This window comes from Paenibacillus mobilis, assembly GCF_058267595.1.
Map to the genome: position 1 here is coordinate 118,739 of NZ_JBZCMS010000009.1, position 14,842 is coordinate 133,580.

Annotated in this window: 15 protein-coding genes; 2 read left to right on the forward strand and 13 right to left on the reverse strand. The window is 50.4% G+C overall.

Annotation, left to right across the window (positions count from 1 at the left end; all coding sequences use genetic code 11):
* Positions 1 to 190: 190 nt before the first annotated feature.
* The 11 genes from AC3ZPD_RS16905 to AC3ZPD_RS16955 all read right to left on the reverse strand — a co-directional run bounded on the left by AC3ZPD_RS16905 (position 191) and on the right by AC3ZPD_RS16955 (position 11,912).
* The gene (locus AC3ZPD_RS16905; protein ID WP_490985460.1) at positions 191 to 1,378 is read right to left on the reverse strand and encodes a glycoside hydrolase family 88 protein; all 1,188 of its coding nucleotides are present in this window, start codon (positions 1,376 to 1,378) and stop codon (positions 191 to 193) included.
* Between the two features lie 96 nt (positions 1,379 to 1,474).
* Positions 1,475 to 2,353 (reverse strand): carbohydrate ABC transporter permease, encoded by an 879-nt coding sequence (locus tag AC3ZPD_RS16910; protein ID WP_490985542.1) that lies wholly within the window; start codon positions 2,351 to 2,353, stop codon positions 1,475 to 1,477.
* Positions 2,354 to 2,366: 13 nt separating this feature from the next.
* On the reverse strand, positions 2,367 to 3,290 hold the full coding sequence (locus AC3ZPD_RS16915) for an ABC transporter permease (protein WP_490985461.1): 924 nt from the start codon (positions 3,288 to 3,290) through the stop codon (positions 2,367 to 2,369).
* Between the two features lie 133 nt (positions 3,291 to 3,423).
* Complete coding sequence (locus AC3ZPD_RS16920) at positions 3,424 to 5,058, reverse strand: type 2 periplasmic-binding domain-containing protein (protein WP_490985462.1); 1,635 nt, start codon at positions 5,056 to 5,058, stop codon at positions 3,424 to 3,426.
* A gap of 79 nt (positions 5,059 to 5,137) precedes the next feature.
* Positions 5,138 to 5,284: a hypothetical protein gene (locus tag AC3ZPD_RS16925; protein WP_490985463.1), complete on the reverse strand. Its 147-nt coding sequence runs from the start codon at positions 5,282 to 5,284 to the stop codon at positions 5,138 to 5,140.
* A gap of 146 nt (positions 5,285 to 5,430) precedes the next feature.
* Entirely contained in the window at positions 5,431 to 6,387 is a 957-nt protein-coding gene (locus AC3ZPD_RS16930) for a 3'-5' exoribonuclease YhaM family protein (RefSeq protein WP_490985464.1), read from the reverse strand.
* 21 nt (positions 6,388 to 6,408) lie between these two features.
* Positions 6,409 to 7,857, reverse strand: coding sequence for a DUF445 domain-containing protein (locus tag AC3ZPD_RS16935; RefSeq protein ID WP_490985543.1), 1,449 nt, complete (start codon positions 7,855 to 7,857; stop codon positions 6,409 to 6,411).
* A 2-nt stretch (positions 7,858 to 7,859) separates the two neighbouring features.
* On the reverse strand, positions 7,860 to 9,155 hold the full coding sequence (locus AC3ZPD_RS16940) for a DUF445 domain-containing protein (protein WP_490985465.1): 1,296 nt from the start codon (positions 9,153 to 9,155) through the stop codon (positions 7,860 to 7,862).
* A 142-nt stretch (positions 9,156 to 9,297) separates the two neighbouring features.
* The gene (locus tag AC3ZPD_RS16945; protein ID WP_490985466.1) at positions 9,298 to 9,468 is read right to left on the reverse strand and encodes an aspartyl-phosphate phosphatase Spo0E family protein; all 171 of its coding nucleotides are present in this window, start codon (positions 9,466 to 9,468) and stop codon (positions 9,298 to 9,300) included.
* 254 nt (positions 9,469 to 9,722) lie between these two features.
* Entirely contained in the window at positions 9,723 to 11,123 is a 1,401-nt protein-coding gene (locus AC3ZPD_RS16950; RefSeq protein ID WP_490985467.1) for a transcriptional regulator, read from the reverse strand.
* Between the two features lie 486 nt (positions 11,124 to 11,609).
* A complete protein-coding gene (locus tag AC3ZPD_RS16955; RefSeq protein ID WP_490985468.1) occupies positions 11,610 to 11,912 on the reverse strand; it encodes a hypothetical protein in 303 nt (100 codons plus the stop codon).
* 252 nt (positions 11,913 to 12,164) lie between these two features.
* Here AC3ZPD_RS16955 and AC3ZPD_RS16960 point away from each other — a divergent pair, with 252 nt between their 5' ends.
* Positions 12,165 to 12,812 (forward strand): metal-dependent hydrolase, encoded by a 648-nt coding sequence (locus tag AC3ZPD_RS16960; protein WP_490985469.1) that lies wholly within the window; start codon positions 12,165 to 12,167, stop codon positions 12,810 to 12,812.
* 154 nt (positions 12,813 to 12,966) lie between these two features.
* On the opposite strand, the gene AC3ZPD_RS16965 is transcribed toward AC3ZPD_RS16960, so the two are convergent.
* Positions 12,967 to 13,869: a DUF8580 domain-containing lipoprotein gene (locus AC3ZPD_RS16965; RefSeq protein ID WP_490985470.1), complete on the reverse strand. Its 903-nt coding sequence runs from the start codon at positions 13,867 to 13,869 to the stop codon at positions 12,967 to 12,969.
* Between the two features lie 155 nt (positions 13,870 to 14,024).
* On the opposite strand from AC3ZPD_RS16965, the gene AC3ZPD_RS16970 reads away from it, so the two are divergent.
* Entirely contained in the window at positions 14,025 to 14,327 is a 303-nt protein-coding gene (locus AC3ZPD_RS16970) for a hypothetical protein (protein WP_490985471.1), read from the forward strand.
* A 41-nt stretch (positions 14,328 to 14,368) separates the two neighbouring features.
* On the opposite strand, the gene AC3ZPD_RS16975 is transcribed toward AC3ZPD_RS16970, so the two are convergent.
* Positions 14,369 to 14,842, reverse strand: coding sequence for a disulfide oxidoreductase (locus AC3ZPD_RS16975; RefSeq protein ID WP_490985472.1), 474 nt, complete (start codon positions 14,840 to 14,842; stop codon positions 14,369 to 14,371).

Here is a 14,842-nt window from a genome sequence, read left to right on the forward strand (position 1 = left end):
AGTTCCGCCCGGAAGCGTATAGTCAAAAAGTTCAATCCGATTGATCAAAATGGAAAAAGCAGGCCGCTTTCGCTCGGGCAAACACGAAAAAGCCTCAGGAACCTTGCGGTTTTCCCGGGCTTAGACGCTGTTTGAAGGTTTGGATAAGGCCGATGATGCCTGCGCCGATTTCCTCTGCTTTTTTTCTATCTTAAAAAATCCGCCGCTTCCAGCCATTCAGCTTGGCAGCCGCCTCGATAAAGAAATAATCGCCGTAAATGAGGGACACATCCACGTTTTGCGAGGCCGGCTTGTGACCGGTGCCATGCAGCAGGACGGCTTCATGCTGCGGATTATTCCAAGTGCCGTAGTTCGCATACAAAGAACCCAGTATCCGCTTTGCAGCATCGAGGTAAGCTCTGCCGCGCGTTTCCCCCAGCAGGTCCGCCAGCTCCAGCAGCCCCGACGCAGCGATGGCTCCCGCCGAGCTGTCGCGGACAACTCGCTCGTGGACGAAAGCGGCCTCTCCTGCACCGTCCTGCGATTCCTTCAGCTCTCCCGATTCCGCTCCCGCCTCCTCTTGCGCTTCTTCACGGAAATCCCAATACGGAACCGAATCCTCGGGCAGATGCGCAAGGAAGAAATTAGCCACCCGCTGCGCGGCGGCCAGATAATCCGGCCGGCCGGTATAACGGTGCGTATTCGTTAAGCCATACAGCGCCCAGGCGGCCCCGCGGCTCCAGGTCGAATCGGGTCCGGCTCCCTGCCCGCCGAGGGCTTCGGCCAGCTCCCCCGTCTCCGCGTCAAACCGGAGAATGTGATGCACGGATCCGTCCGGCCGCACAAAATGACGGACAACCGTGTCGGCATGCTGCCGGGCCACATGCGCGAAACGCGGATCGCCGCTGGTCTCCGCCGCCCAGAAAAGCAGCGAAAGATTCATCATCGTATCGATGATGGACCAGCCGGTCTTGTCGCCGTTCCAAGCCCGGATAAACCGGCCGACGGGATTAAAACGCCCGGCCAGGAAGTTGGCCGCAAGCAGAGCGCGTCTTGCCGCGTCCTCGTCTCCCGTCAGCTTGTATTTGATCACCGCAGTCGGCAGAAATTGAAAACCGACGTCATGGTCAAAATGATTCGGCGCAAGCCACAGCTCCGACAGCCGTTCATCCCAGCTCCAGGCCGCCCTCCGGTATTTCTCCTCTCCGGTCATTTCGTACATAATCCATAATACGCCGGGCCAAAATCCCGAAGTCCACCAATCGAGCCGCATATCGTCGTACCTGCCGTCCTGCCCGGCGGCATGCGGGGATTTGTTCCCCATTTTATCCAGCATGACGCCGGCCTTACAGATGATCTGCTCCCACATCTCCGGCTTCACCGACTCAAAATCCTTCATGCCCAGCCCCCTTCTCCTTTTCCTCTGCCTGTTTCTTTAGCCTGTTTCTTTAGCCTGTTTCCTTTCCCTCTCCGTTGCTCCCTACCGCTTCTCGCGTCAGCCCTTCAGCGAGCCGACCATAACCCCTTTAACGAAATACCGCTGCAGGAACGGATACACGCACAGGATCGGTACGGTGGCCACCATAATCGTGGCGTATTTGATCGTCTCCCCGATTTGAAACCGGTCTCCGGCCGAAGCTCCCGACGACATGCTGTCGGTCGAGTTGGAGATCAGAATCTCGCGCAGCACCAGCTGCACGGGGAACAGATTTCTGTCCTTGATGAACACCGATGCGTAAAACCAGCCGTTCCATTTATCTACCGCATAATAAAGAATCATCACGGCGATTACTGGCATGGACAACGGAATGATAATCCGGAACAGAATGGTAAAATGGTTGGCGCCGTCGATTTTGGCCGACTCCTCCAGGCTGTCCGGAATGCCCATAAAGGCCGTGCGCATAATAATCAGGTTAAAGGTGCTGATGCTGAACGGGAGGATCGTCGACCACAACGTGTTCAGAAGCCCTACTCCTTTAACGACCAGATACAGCGGAATCAAGCCGCCGCTGAAAAACATCGTAAACACGATGAGGAACATAAACACCTTGTTCCACATGACGTTTTTTCGGGACAGGACATAAGCGCCCATTGAGGTCAGAAGCAAATTGACCGTTACCCCGAACACCAGAATGAACAGCGTATTCCGAAAGCCGATGCCGATCCCCGGGTTGTTCAGCACACTTTTATAAGCTTCCAGGCTGAAGCCAAGCGGTTTCCACAAAAAACCTTTATGGCCGAGCAGCTGCGCCGAGTCGCTGAAGGAAGCAAACAATACGTACAGCAGCGGGTACAAGGTCGCGATGACCAGAAGGGTCAGCAGGGTATAGTTGATGGCTGTAAAGATCCGGTCCCCTAAGCTTTGCTCTGTTATCAAGCTAACCACCTCACCATAGACTGTTTTGGGTCGCCTTCCGGCTGAGGGCATTAGCCGTGATCAGAAGGACGAGATTGATGACCGAATTAAACAAACCGACGGCGGAGCTGTAGCTCCAGCCGAATTCCAACAGCCCTTTCCGGTAGACGAAAGACGAAATGACGTCCGCCGTTTCGTACGTGACCGGGTTATAAAGCAGAATGATTTTCTCAAATCCCACGTTAAGCAGATTCCCCATCCGGAGAATGAACATGATCATAATTGTCGGCAGAAGCCCGGGCAGCGTAATGTAAATCATTTGCTTGAGCCGGCTGGCCCCGTCGATCCGCGCCGCTTCATACTGCTCCAAATCGATGCTCATCAAAGCTGCGATATAGATAATCGATTCCCAGCCGATCCGCTGCCAGATTTCGGACAGCACGTAGATCGGGCGGAACAGCTCCGGTTTCTGCAGCATGGCCTGGCCGTCATAGCCGAGGAACATGAACAGGCGGTTAATAAGGCCGTCCGCATTCGTAAAATCGGTAATAATGCCGCAGATAACAACAAGCGAAATAAAATACGGCATATAAGTAATCGTCTGCACGACACGTTTGAATTTCTTCCTGCGCACCTCGTTGATTAATAGAGCCAACAGAATCGGCGCCGGGAACTCAAAGAGCAGCGTATAAAGACTGATCAAAATCGTATTTTTTAACACTCTCAGAAAATAAAAGCTGCCGAAAAAGTCCTGGAAGTGTTTGAATCCAACCCAATCGCTGCCCAAAATGCCCTTCATCGGGGAATAATCCTTAAAGGCGATCAGCGCCCCATACATCGGCCCGTAAAAAAAGATCAGATAATAGGCCATCACCGGCACCATCATGAGGTACAAATATTTGTTCAGCAAAAAGTCGCGAACCAGCCGTCTTCTTAGCGTTTGCCGATTTCCCATGCCTGAATGTCACCTCGATTTCAATAGAGGGGAGAGCAGGCTCTCCCCTTCCCTTTTTACTTCCGAACACTTGTCAACCGTGCTTGCCTACTCCGGTGTCACTGCATTCGCGTACCGGATTGGCCAAAAAGCTTTACCGGCTGTTATACCGCTGCAGCGCCGCCGTCTGGATTTCAATCGCCCGGTCCAGGCCCAGCGATTTCATTTTGGCGACATAGTCGTCAAACTTGTCGACCGGTTCGGAACCGAGAATGATCTTGATCGTCATTTCATCCACCAGCGTATTAATATCGTTCATGATCGTCGCATACTCGGAGCTTTCCTCCGGCGTTGGCGTGGTGTTCGGCAGGTTGTATTTCGCCGCGTCCGTGTTTTTCCAAATCTCAACTGCATCCCGCTGCGTCTGGAGCGCAAAAAACTGCTCGGCATAACGTTTATCCTGAACAAACGGACCGTTATAGCTGCTGCGGGCATACAGGGAAATCGCCTGGGCCGGAGCCAGTTTGTCCGGGTTGTTCATCAGGAGATCGGTAAACTTCGGATACCCGTTCTCCATCGTATAGCTGACGCCTTCTTCACCGAAGTTGAAGAACATATGGCCTTCTTCGCTGTAGCCGTAATCCAGCATGCGGACCGCAAGAGCCGGATCTTTGGCGGCCGTCGTAACGGCTACCGTTCCTTCGGAGGCGTAAGCCTGGTTCAGCTGGCCGAACTTTGGTTTATCGCCTTTTTTGAGCACCGGATACGGAGCCGCAACCAGAACCGCTTTCGGGTCGTTGGCCTGCACGAGCGGCTGCCATTTGCCGATGCCGCCGCCGGCGTTCCCCACCGTGGCTCCGGTAGCGCCGGAGGCAATGTTGCCGTCCACCGCTTTGGTATCGGCCGTGGCGATGTTTTTGTCGATCAAACCTTCCGCATACCAGTCGTGAAACAGCTTCAGATAGTCCTTGAACCCAGCTTCAGCCGGTCCGAATTTGACTGCTCCGTCTTCCTGGTAGAAGCCGCGGTTCACGCCGAAAGCGCCGATAAACGCGCCGTTGCCGGATTCATTAAAGAAACGGGGTTTGCTGACGACCGAAAACGGAGCTGCCGCGCCTTTTTTCTCTTTAAATGCTCTGAGCGTCGTCGTCCATTCATCAATCGTTTCCGGCACAGGAAGCCCGAGCTCATCCAGCCAGTCCTTGCGGATAATCGGTCCCTGGAAGACGCGCAGATACTCGTCGCCCCGGATGAACGGGAACACGTAATAACTGCCGTTGTCCGTCTTGACCATCTTGTCGATGTCAGGGTTATCCTGCAGGAACTTCTTCAAATTAGGGGCGTATTTATCGATCAGATCGTTCAGCTTGATAATGTAGCCGTCGCTGATCGCCTTCTCCGGACCTCCGGGAAAATCGCCGATAAAGTTGTATTCGATCATATCCGGCAAATCCCCGGAAGCCAGCATAACATTAAAGGCCTCCTTGACCTGCCCGGACGGCGGGGCCGTAAAGTCCAGCTTAACCCCCGTCTTCTCCTGCCACTTCTGGAAAAAAGGAATTTCGTCATGCGAAGCTTTGACCCCAACCAGGTTGCCGTTAATTTCGCCCCAATAGGACAGCTTCTCATCGGTTTTGAGCGGGTAAGCGGTCGATTCCGCCGCTCCCGCCGTTCCTTCCGGACTAGCCCCTTCTGCTGCATTTCCGCTGTTCTTGCCTCCCGATGAGCAGCCTGCCATCAAGGCGCCGAGCAGCGTAATGACCATTGCCGCAGCTGCGATTTTTTTCATGCCTCTACAACCTCCCATTTGATTAAGTAATGATTCTTGCCCTTTCAGGTTATCGTTTCAGGGGCGCCGAAGGATATGTTCAGAAACTCCAATTCCATGCTGTTTTTGAACCTTTTCGGGTGACAATTTCTACAACTGCATGGATAAAAAAGAAAAAACCGGCCCCTTCCGGGCCGGTTTGCCAACAAAAAAACACCTTCAAGGCTGCAAACACATCTCGCGACATGTTCGCCTTCCTTAAAGGTGTTCAGAGTTCTCGACCAGGCTTAAGAGGAACATCCCCCTTTCAAAACGGTTTGATCCCCCTTGTCCTGACCCTTTTAAAAAAAGAAGGCAAGCCTTCTCGACGAAAGCCTGCCTTTTTTGCCCCCTCTAAACTTTGACGCGGTAGATCGCCTTGTTCTCCAGCCCGCGGATAAACGGCGTCCACGGCTCGCTTTCCGGCGTCGTATCCAGCGCGTCCTCCACCATTTGCAGCTTGGCATCCAGCGCGTCAATGTGATGCAGCGCCACGGCTTCCGGAGTCTGAGGCTGCACGGGACTGCCCCATTCGCCCAGATTGTGGTGAGAAAGCACCAGATGGTGCAGGGCGGTCACTTTTTCCGAATCGAGATCGATATTCAGCTTAATCGCCGCTTCTGTGATCCAATTCGAAGCCAGCGAGATGTGGCCCATGAGTTTGCCCTTGGTGCTGTAGTCAGATACGATCCCCAGCTGAGCAATCATCTCCTCGGGTTTGGCAATGTCATGCAAAATAATGCCCGCCCGAATAAAATCCGGGTTCAGGAAAGGGCGCTGCCTGCAGAGAAAATCCCCGATCTCGAGCATTCTGACCATATGGTAAGCAAGCCCGGCAAAATACGCATGGTGGTGCGTTTTGGCTGCGGGATAATGCATCAGCTTTTCCTCTACTTTACCTACGCAAAAAGAAACGATCGCCCGGATTTCCTCATCCCGGATGCTGGCCGTCTCCTGCTTGATCGCGTGAACCAAATCCACGGGACGGATGGGCGCGGAACGAATAAAATCCGTTAACGTCACCCCGTCGGCATCGGCCGCCGGCCGGATCTGCATAATTTTGACCTGCAGCCGCTCCCGGTAGGTTTGCACCAAACCTTTTACCTTGACAAGCCCCATGGGAAAAAAGGTTTCTTTATCCCTTGCGGAGGCATCCCAAAATTTGGCCGGGACCTGGCCGCTGGCATCACAAAGGACGATATCCAGATAATCCTTGGGCGGCGTCGCATTGGTCTGCTTAACCTCCAGTTCCTTGATCAGGTAAAAACCTGTAAATTCATCGCCGCTGATCATATCTTTTATTAAAGTCATGCCGTTTTTCCCCTCTCTCTGTCAAACCCCGAACCAGTCCAGCAAAGGTTTATAAACGCCGTTCAGCAGAAGATAAAAAGCCGCTCCCAGCGCAGCGCCCACTAAAGCGCCGTTCAGCCGGATCCGCTGCAGGTCCGTGTCCACTTTGCTTTCAATAAAATCGGTCAATCTCTCCTCTGTAAAATCATTTAAGGTCGTCCGTACAATTTGGCCCACCAGGCCATGTTCGGTCTCGATCATGTTATTGACGAACTGCTGCGCATACCCTTCCAGCCAGTCTTTGATTTCACGATCTTGCTTAAACCAATCCCAATAACCAAGCACAAATTTCGTAATAAACGTTTTGATTGGTTCTGCCGATAACGGCAGCGCCTTCAGCGCAAGTTCATCCGCACCGGCTGTATCTGATGTTTTCTCTGCTCTTGCATCCGCCGTCATATCTAACGCTGTATCTGAGGCCATCTCACCTTCATCCGCCTCTTCGCCTCGAGCTGTATCCGCAACCTCCGCATTCCTCACCAGCCTGTCTCTTAGATGCGTCAACAGAGCGGTAATGGACGGAAGCAGAGAAATTTTATCAAGAAGCTCATTTTTCCAGTCGTTCAGCTTATCCGAAAGCTCCTCGCGTGTCTCCAATTCGCCGGCCAGCTTATAAAGCATTTCCGTGGCCAGCTTCCTGAGCTCATGCTCCGGATTGCGCAGCTCCGACATAAAGCGCTGCAAATCATCATACAGCACCTCGGCCGCATCATCAAGGTTAAACGCATTGGAAGATTCCGCGATTTCGAACAGGCTTTTCTTGAACCATTTCGAGAAAGTGCTGCCCGTATTCAGCATATGATCCTTTTCTTTATTAAGCAGGTCTTTGATCTGCTGTTTGGTTCCTTCTCCGGAAATCCGGTCCGCCGCCAAATCCACCAATTGGGTCAACAGTGCCTGAAATGGGGTATGGTCCAGCAGCCAACGTAGTCCCCGCCCCGCATAAGGAGAAAGGTCAGCCGACTGCAGGCTGCTCCGCAGCTGCTGATCCAGCTTGACAGCCAGCCCGGGCACATTCGCCTGTTTGGCCAAGGTTACGACCAGTCCCCAAACCTGCTCGGCCAGAAGTTTCTGGCTGCCTCCGCGTTCTACCAGCGAAACCGCCAAATCCACGAGATGAACCTGCTGTACCTTTTCCTTTAAAATAGGCTTGCTCAGCAGCTGCTCTTCGACCATCGTCACTACTCCTTCGACGAGCTTGTCGCGGTTTTTGGGGATAATCGCGGTGTGTGGCAGAATCTTAAGCCCTAACGGGTGCCTGAACAAGGCCGTAATGGCAAAAAGATCCGCCAATGCGCCGACCAGCCCCGCTTCCGCAGCATACAAAAGCATTTTGGGCCACCACAAATGAGGATAATAAGAGGTGCAGACCAAAGAGACCGCAAATAAAAAGCCGAGTAAAAGCAAACTCAGGTTAGCTTTTCTTTTCATCTTCAATGGGTTGTCCCCCCCACTGCAAAAGAGATGAAATAGAGCAGCACACCAATGAATCCGCCAATGACCAATCCATTCAAACGGATATATTGAAGATCCTTGCCGGCTTTTTCCCGTACCAGTGCAATCAGTTCCTCTTCGGAATATGTATGAAGTTTGTCTGTTACTACTTTGGCGATAAAGCTGTGCTTTTGTTCGATCCACCGGAGAAGAAAATCCTTCACCGCCTCATCGAAACGCCGCAGCAGCTCCGCATCGGATTCGAATTTACGGATGCTCTGATCGACCTTGCGTCCGATCCAGCTGACAACCTCCGAAGCGTTTTCCCGGCTCTGGTCTGCCCCCTCCGGCGTACTGTGAATCAGAGAATCCAGCAGCCCCCGGACGAAACGGTCCAACCGCACATGTTCCTTCATGGCTTGCAGAAGTTTGGTTTTGCTCCGTTCTATCGCACTTCTCCAGTCAGGATCATTTCTTAAGTTCGAGGCATATTGCTCCAGCTTAAGCTTCAGCTTTGCCCGCTCCGGATGATCGGCCGCTTTCATTTCTGTCAGGAAGTCCGCAATTTGGGCCTGAATTTTCCCGCTTAACGTCTCCGGTTCCAGACCTGCAGCCAGATTCACAAACTGGCGCCGGAATTTTCCGTTTTCATAAGAAGCAAGAGCTGAAGACGCCAAGTGTTCCAAAATAAGACGAAACCGTTCTGTTTGAACGACCCGGACCAGCTCCGTCAGCAAAAAGCTGATGATGGGCTCATCGTACCCGTTACGAATCGTCCACTCCGCCAGATCCGCAGCAAGGTCAGCCAGCTGGAAGGCTTCAGCGTTGCTGAACAGCAATTCCTGCAGCCCCGCTGCCAATTCGTGTTCGTCGGTCTTCGACGCCAGCTCTGCCGCAAGCCTTTCCGCGATTTCCGTCACATGCCGCTGCCCTCCATGATCCCTTAAATATTCGATCAGGATGGCCGAAATGCTGTATTCGTTAAGCCGGGCTCGAATATTGGCGGTGGTCAGCAGCTCATGCTGGACCATATGGCCCAATTCCTGAATCAGCCTTAAGCGATTCCTTTCAATTACCCGGGTTCCCATAAAGGCCGGCCATTTTATTTTTAAGGGATTGCCAAACAAAGCCCCCACTGCAAATGAATCCGCCAGGCCGCCGATCGTCGCCGCATTAAAAGCCGAGAAAAGAACACCGCCGGCCCAATGTTCCCGGAAAGGGAAAGACGCCAGCATTCCCGCCGCCGATAAAATCAAGGCAGTATCCACGGTTGTTTTTACTTTTGAATTCTTCATGCTGCCGCACCTCTGAAATAGATGATGACTTCACATCCTAATTAAACTTATTATACATGAAGTATTCATTCATCCCTAATCGGCCGGCCCTGTATTGAATGAGCGCGTGACTGCTTCTCTTGCTAATCTATTAGTAGGACTATTATTTCATCTGTACAAGAAACATTTGCATATATTCATTAATCAGCTCGTCCAAATACATCGATTGTTGGATGACTTTCGTGTCACCCAATCCGTAAATTTTCTCCATCTGATTCAATTTTAAACGGGCTTTTTCTATTCTATTTTGGATGATCGCCGGTTCATTCATCATCTCCCACCTCCAATGATATATTTTAGGATATATTGCCAAAATCTAGTGAACTACAGTTTGTGCATAATACAAGCAATTTTTGGAAATTGGCTACTCCCAAACATATACCTGTGTTTCGGATAATTAAAAAAAGGAGCACTCCTTTCTTCAAGGAGTACTCCTTCTCTGATTCCATATGCGTGACTATCAACTAAAATGCGCCTACACCGTGAGTCAAAGGAGTTATCACAGAAACAGCCAAAACCGCAAACGCGCTAACGGAGAACAACAGAACAGCCAAATTTCTTTTCATTAAGAATCGCTCCCTTTTTAATTAGTGTTTTATAGGTTGTTTCAGCTTGATGAGTTGCATATTCCCTGAATACTTCAAACAATCCGACGCACTTAATGATTCCTGTATTGCTGTGAATGAAGACAGCCGACGATAAACTGCTGAGGATGCAGGCAATGCCTTTCTCATAACGATCACTGTGGAGATAATAATAAGCGAGTTCGATCATCAAATTCATGTACCGGTCCGCTACCATCTGCTGGGTATAAGTTCCGGTGGCCTTATTGATCTCCTCATAAGAAGCAATGTGGCCGTCGAACCTGGCCAGTGTTTCATCCAGGTTCATCCCGAAACGGTTAGCCGCTTCCACGATTTTGACCAATGCCGGGAGGATTTCCTCCTCCTTCGATTCGATGTACTCAACATAATCGTTTAAGACCGTTACATTGCCCATCATCAGCTCGTACAAATAAGTGTTCACTTCAGCCAATCCCCTGTACTGCTCCATGATCCTCAGAGACTGTTCATCCGTTTCCTTCACCCAGCTCAAGTCGCTGTACAAGGAAACAAATCGCAGGGCCTCGACATATTCGCCGCGTTCCTCACAAACCGCTGACTGCAGCAAATAGGCATATAAAATATAGAGGAATAACGGATATGCGGTTTCGCGGGGCTGATCGGCGAGTTTCTTATTATCGTACACATGGTCGTACTGAATAGCTGCCCGGTAGCCCAGTTCAGACGCCAAATCGTTTACCTTGTCCCAGTTTTGCAGCGAAGCGTATACATTAGCTAAATCTTTCAATGCATCCAGTTGCTGTTCTTCCGTTAACCGGTCAACATAAGGCTCGAACTGAACGGCTGTCCGATGGTTCACCTGCTGGTCTTGTCCAACCATAATGGTAAACAACCGGTACTGGGCCAAGGCCAAACGTTCGGAATGCTGATATTTCTCGCTTTCTGCCACAACTCTGTATAAAATTTCTGCCGCTTTCGCTCTGCCCAATCGAAAAAAATCTTCTGCCGTTTCAAAAATCGCAGGAATATAGGACAGATTGTCTGTCATTTGCCGTACCGTCAGCCGGATGCAATCCAGCTTGTCCAATTCCGCGCAACGATATAAAAACGGCTTTAATCTTCGCCAATTAGGAGCCGCGTGAACAAAACATTCATCTACATACAAATCATAAAAACTGCCTTCCTCAAGCCCCATCCCGGCTGTAATCCGATCCAGCTGCCCCATGGCAATAGGACGGTTACCGTTAATGATGGCACTAAGGGTTCCGGCATTCACACCGGAAATTTCCGCAAAATGGTGAATAGACTTTCCTGTTTCTTTCAGATACTGTTCAAGCATTGTGCGTATCGTAGTTGCAGGTTTCAAATAACCCCCCCTTCAATAACAGCCCAAGAGTAAACATCCAAAATTTAGGAAAATCACCTTATATCAGTAATAATACTTTCTTGTAGAATCCTCGTCAACCCCTTTTTTGCGTTTTTACAACAAATATTTTTGCCGCTTCTTTCTATCCCTGAATTTTCTAGGAAAACAGCGTCTTTTCCTGCTTTTTCGGAGTCCCGATCGACATTTCCCACAAACTTTTTCCAAACTAATGTCTAATTATAGGCCCTAACCTTTTATAAAAAGGCGTTTCCGAGCGAACTCTGCCGTCGAAAATCCCGGGGAAAGTTCGGGAATCAAAACCCTATTTCCAATAAGAAAAGGGGAACGAGCTTTAATCCTAATCTAAGAAAAATAAAAAAACTGCCTCTTCCGAAGGAAGAGGCAGCGTTGTGCGCAATATTTAGAATGGCCTGTTGCCAGTGTATTTGCCGCTATGATTGCTGTGAATGCTGCGCTTCGTTACTGTTACTCCACGCCGTCTTTGAAATGCGCCCGCCAGTTTTTATCCCCTTTGTGGGACAAATCCTCCGCTGTTTTCTCCAGCGTTTGCAGAAGCGCCGCTTTAGCCTGGGCCACCGTCTCGTTGAATACACGAACCTCCGAGCCGATGATTTTCTCTCCGTACAAAGCCTGTGCCGCGTTAAATTCCCGCTGTTGTTCGACCAGGGCGTCCAGCGATTCCAGCGCATGTTCTACAAAATGGGTAACCGTTTGATGCTCTTTAGGCATAAAGGCCTTCAACCGTTGTACTTTAGCCAATGTGGTCATTGTCCTCACCTCACTAAGGATGTAAATTTACAAATGAAAATTTCAGAAACTGTTCGATAGTTTTATTTTAATATGTAATTATTTATATTGCAATTCCTAATTAATGGTGAAGCTATTCAAAAATTAAAGAGGAGATATTCAAAAATGTAATGGTTCTAATATCCTCTCTTGTTGCCGCTTGAATAACTGGCTATAATGAAAGAGCAAACATATGTTCTTTCCGTCTTCAAGAAGTCAGTCAGAGGAGGTATTATGAAAGGATCCACCCATTTGGCCATCGGCTGCGCCATCGGCGCCGCAGCGGCCGGTTATCATTCGTTCCGTCTGCCGGATTCCGTTTTTTACATAGCGGCCGCCGCCGTTTCTTCGCTCACGCCCGATCTGGACGGTCCCAGCATGCTGAGCTCCAAGATCGGCAAAGCCTCCAAAGCACTTTACCGCTCCATGATCACCTTAGCGGTGCTGCTTGGTCTGCTGGTTGCCTTTTTGTATTTGAAATCCCGGATTTTTTATCCCGAGCTCACCGTGGCCGCCGCATGTGCGTTGTTTCCTGCCTTGATCGTAAAAGAAGGTTTCATCCGCAATGCACTGGTAAGCCTTATCGGAGCTGCTCTTGCCTTTTGGGGATTAACCTGGGGAATGCTCTGGATGGCTGGATTCGGCCTTTTTATTCTGATTGCGCCCTGGCTGAAACACCGGGGACTGACGCATACCGTTTGGGCGCTTTGGATCTGGTATCTGCTCAGCCGAGGGATGGAGCAGGAGCTCGATATTGAAGGGCTCGCTTTGACCGCGGGAGCGGGCTACGCTTCGCATTTGATTGCCGATACCTTAACGGCGAGCGGCGTAAAATGGCTTTACCCATTAACGAAATTCACCTTTAAGCTCCCCTTCCGTTAATAAAAAAACCATCTCTCCGCCGGCACAGCCGGGGTGAAGGGCTGCCCGAAAGTTAGATGGAATCTAATTTTAGCAGGCGCCTTTCACGGAGAAGACGGTTTTTTTATTTTTCCCAATCCTTCAATTAATTGCTGAATATTCAGTCCTGTTCTGCTTATTTCAGGTTGACCAAAGAATTCAAAGCCGCATAAGCAAGCGGTTCAAAACCTTCGGAAGGTTCGCCGACCGGGATCTCAAGCCGGAAAACGTAGCCTTGACCGCCAAATTGTTTGACAATGTACTGCTTGACTCTCACCGAGCCGTTAGCAACCATCACCAGCTGAGCATCTCTCATCGCTTCAGGAATATCGTTGCCTTGCAGCTCCTTCACACGGCCGACATCGGAGATTTCCTGGTCCGCTTCGAACTTCAGGTATTCCACTTTGTAGTCGGCAGGCTGCTTCGTAATCGTCGCAAAATAATCGGGATACGCGGTCAGCGACAGCTTGTTGTTTTCCTTATCAAACGAAAAACCATTCGGGACGTAAATCGCGTAGTCATCCGTTTGAGCCAGCTTGGCGGGACGTTCCTCCTGGTTGCCTTCCAGCATTACGCTCAAGTTTTTAGTCTCCGGTAGAGCGCTCCCTTCAGCGGCCCCGGAGCCTCCACCCGCTTCCGCCTTGCCGATTTGCGTCAAAGTCCGTACCTTGACGTCGGAGCTGCCTTCCACCGGCTCCTCTGTATATTGAAACTGAACCTGGTCTCCAGGCTGCAAATCATTCAATACCGAATCATCCAAAGCTCCCAGCTGGAATACAACCGGCTGGCCGTCTACCGTAATTTCAATAGAAGTGGTGTCTCCCTGGCCCTGATATTCGCCCGTTCCCTTCAGAATCCCGTCGGCATTCTCCGGCGCAGCCGAAGCTCCGGCATCCGGAGAGGGGGATACGCTGCCGCTTGGCGACGGCTCCGCACCGCTTTTATCCGTCGTATTTTTTCCACAGGCCGTTAAGGCCGCAATGAGCATCAAACCGAGAATAACCATTATATAATTTCTGTAATTTCTGTAATTTCTCATTGAAAACACCCCCACCTTACTTACGAATTTATAACCCAAAAGTTTCAAGCCTAATCCCATTCTGCCCGATTGGCCGTTTACTTAAAAGCCTTAATTGATATAATGTGATACGATAATAAAAACTTCAATCAACCGTTAAAGACAGGATGAGGACTATGGCTTTCGGCATAGACAGAAAACAATTAGCAGCGTGGAAAAAATGCGTCGCGGACGGTGAAATCGCGTTTCTGACCCACTATTGGCTTGACGAACGTTTCCCTGAGGCCAAAACCGTCACGAAGGTAGGCTGCAGCGATCTGGCCAAGCTTGAGAACTGGTGCGTCAAACAAGGACTAAATCCAAAATATATTCACAGGCGCCAGCCTTTTCCGCATTTCGATCTGATCGGCCCCAAACAAAAGGCCATTTTAGCCCAGGAAGGATTGTGGGACCAGATCCGCAAGTTTGGTTTGGATTAAAATAACCGGTTTCTGCAAAAGCAGAAGCCGGTTATTTGTTATCACATGCCGGTTTGCAGCATCGAATCCTGATCCGCCGAATCCGAACGTTCGGATCTGCCCATATACAGGAAAACGCTGATCAGGATAAAAGCGATTAAAGCCAATAAAGGGATTGTAATAAAGCCGAGAAAATTCAGATAATCCTTATTGCAAGGAACGCCGACCCGGCAGGGCAAGGCTTTCGCCAAGGCCGGAATTTTTTGCTCCGAATAATGATAAATGGAAATACAGCCGCCGATAATGCTCAGCGGGAGCACATAAGGAATGATTTTTCTATCGTTCCGGTAAGCGGCAATGCCCAGCAAAATTACCTGAGGGTACATGAATATCCGCTGAAACCAGCACAGCCGGCAGGGCTCGAAATGTAAAATCTCGCTGAGATACAAGCTTCCGGCCGTCGCGACAATCGCCACAATCCAGGCCATGTACAAGGCATATTCTTTAAATAAGGAACGGCTTTGGAGTTGATCCAT

What these genes read in the sequence shown, in the direction of transcription:
- AC3ZPD_RS16905 (WP_490985460.1), bottom strand. Translation starts at nt 1,378, where the DNA reads ATGAAGGATTTTGAGTCGGTGAAGCCGGAGATGTGGGAGCAGATCATC.
- AC3ZPD_RS16915 (WP_490985461.1), bottom strand. Translation starts at nt 3,290, where the DNA reads ATGGGAAATCGGCAAACGCTAAGAAGACGGCTGGTTCGCGACTTTTTG.
- AC3ZPD_RS16920 (WP_490985462.1), bottom strand. Translation starts at nt 5,058, where the DNA reads ATGAAAAAAATCGCAGCTGCGGCAATGGTCATTACGCTGCTCGGCGCC.
- AC3ZPD_RS16925 (WP_490985463.1), bottom strand. Translation starts at nt 5,284, where the DNA reads ATGTCGCGAGATGTGTTTGCAGCCTTGAAGGTGTTTTTTTGTTGGCAA.
- AC3ZPD_RS16930 (WP_490985464.1), bottom strand. Translation starts at nt 6,387, where the DNA reads ATGACTTTAATAAAAGATATGATCAGCGGCGATGAATTTACAGGTTTT.
- AC3ZPD_RS16935 (WP_490985543.1), bottom strand. Translation starts at nt 7,857, where the DNA reads ATGAAAAGAAAAGCTAACCTGAGTTTGCTTTTACTCGGCTTTTTATTT.
- AC3ZPD_RS16940 (WP_490985465.1), bottom strand. Translation starts at nt 9,155, where the DNA reads ATGAAGAATTCAAAAGTAAAAACAACCGTGGATACTGCCTTGATTTTA.
- AC3ZPD_RS16945 (WP_490985466.1), bottom strand. Translation starts at nt 9,468, where the DNA reads ATGATGAATGAACCGGCGATCATCCAAAATAGAATAGAAAAAGCCCGT.
- AC3ZPD_RS16955 (WP_490985468.1), bottom strand. Translation starts at nt 11,912, where the DNA reads ATGACCACATTGGCTAAAGTACAACGGTTGAAGGCCTTTATGCCTAAA.
- AC3ZPD_RS16960 (WP_490985469.1), top strand. Translation starts at nt 12,165, where the DNA reads ATGAAAGGATCCACCCATTTGGCCATCGGCTGCGCCATCGGCGCCGCA.
- AC3ZPD_RS16965 (WP_490985470.1), bottom strand. Translation starts at nt 13,869, where the DNA reads ATGAGAAATTACAGAAATTACAGAAATTATATAATGGTTATTCTCGGT.
- AC3ZPD_RS16970 (WP_490985471.1), top strand. Translation starts at nt 14,025, where the DNA reads ATGGCTTTCGGCATAGACAGAAAACAATTAGCAGCGTGGAAAAAATGC.
- AC3ZPD_RS16975 (WP_490985472.1), bottom strand. Translation starts at nt 14,842, where the DNA reads ATGGATCAACTCCAAAGCCGTTCCTTATTTAAAGAATATGCCTTGTAC.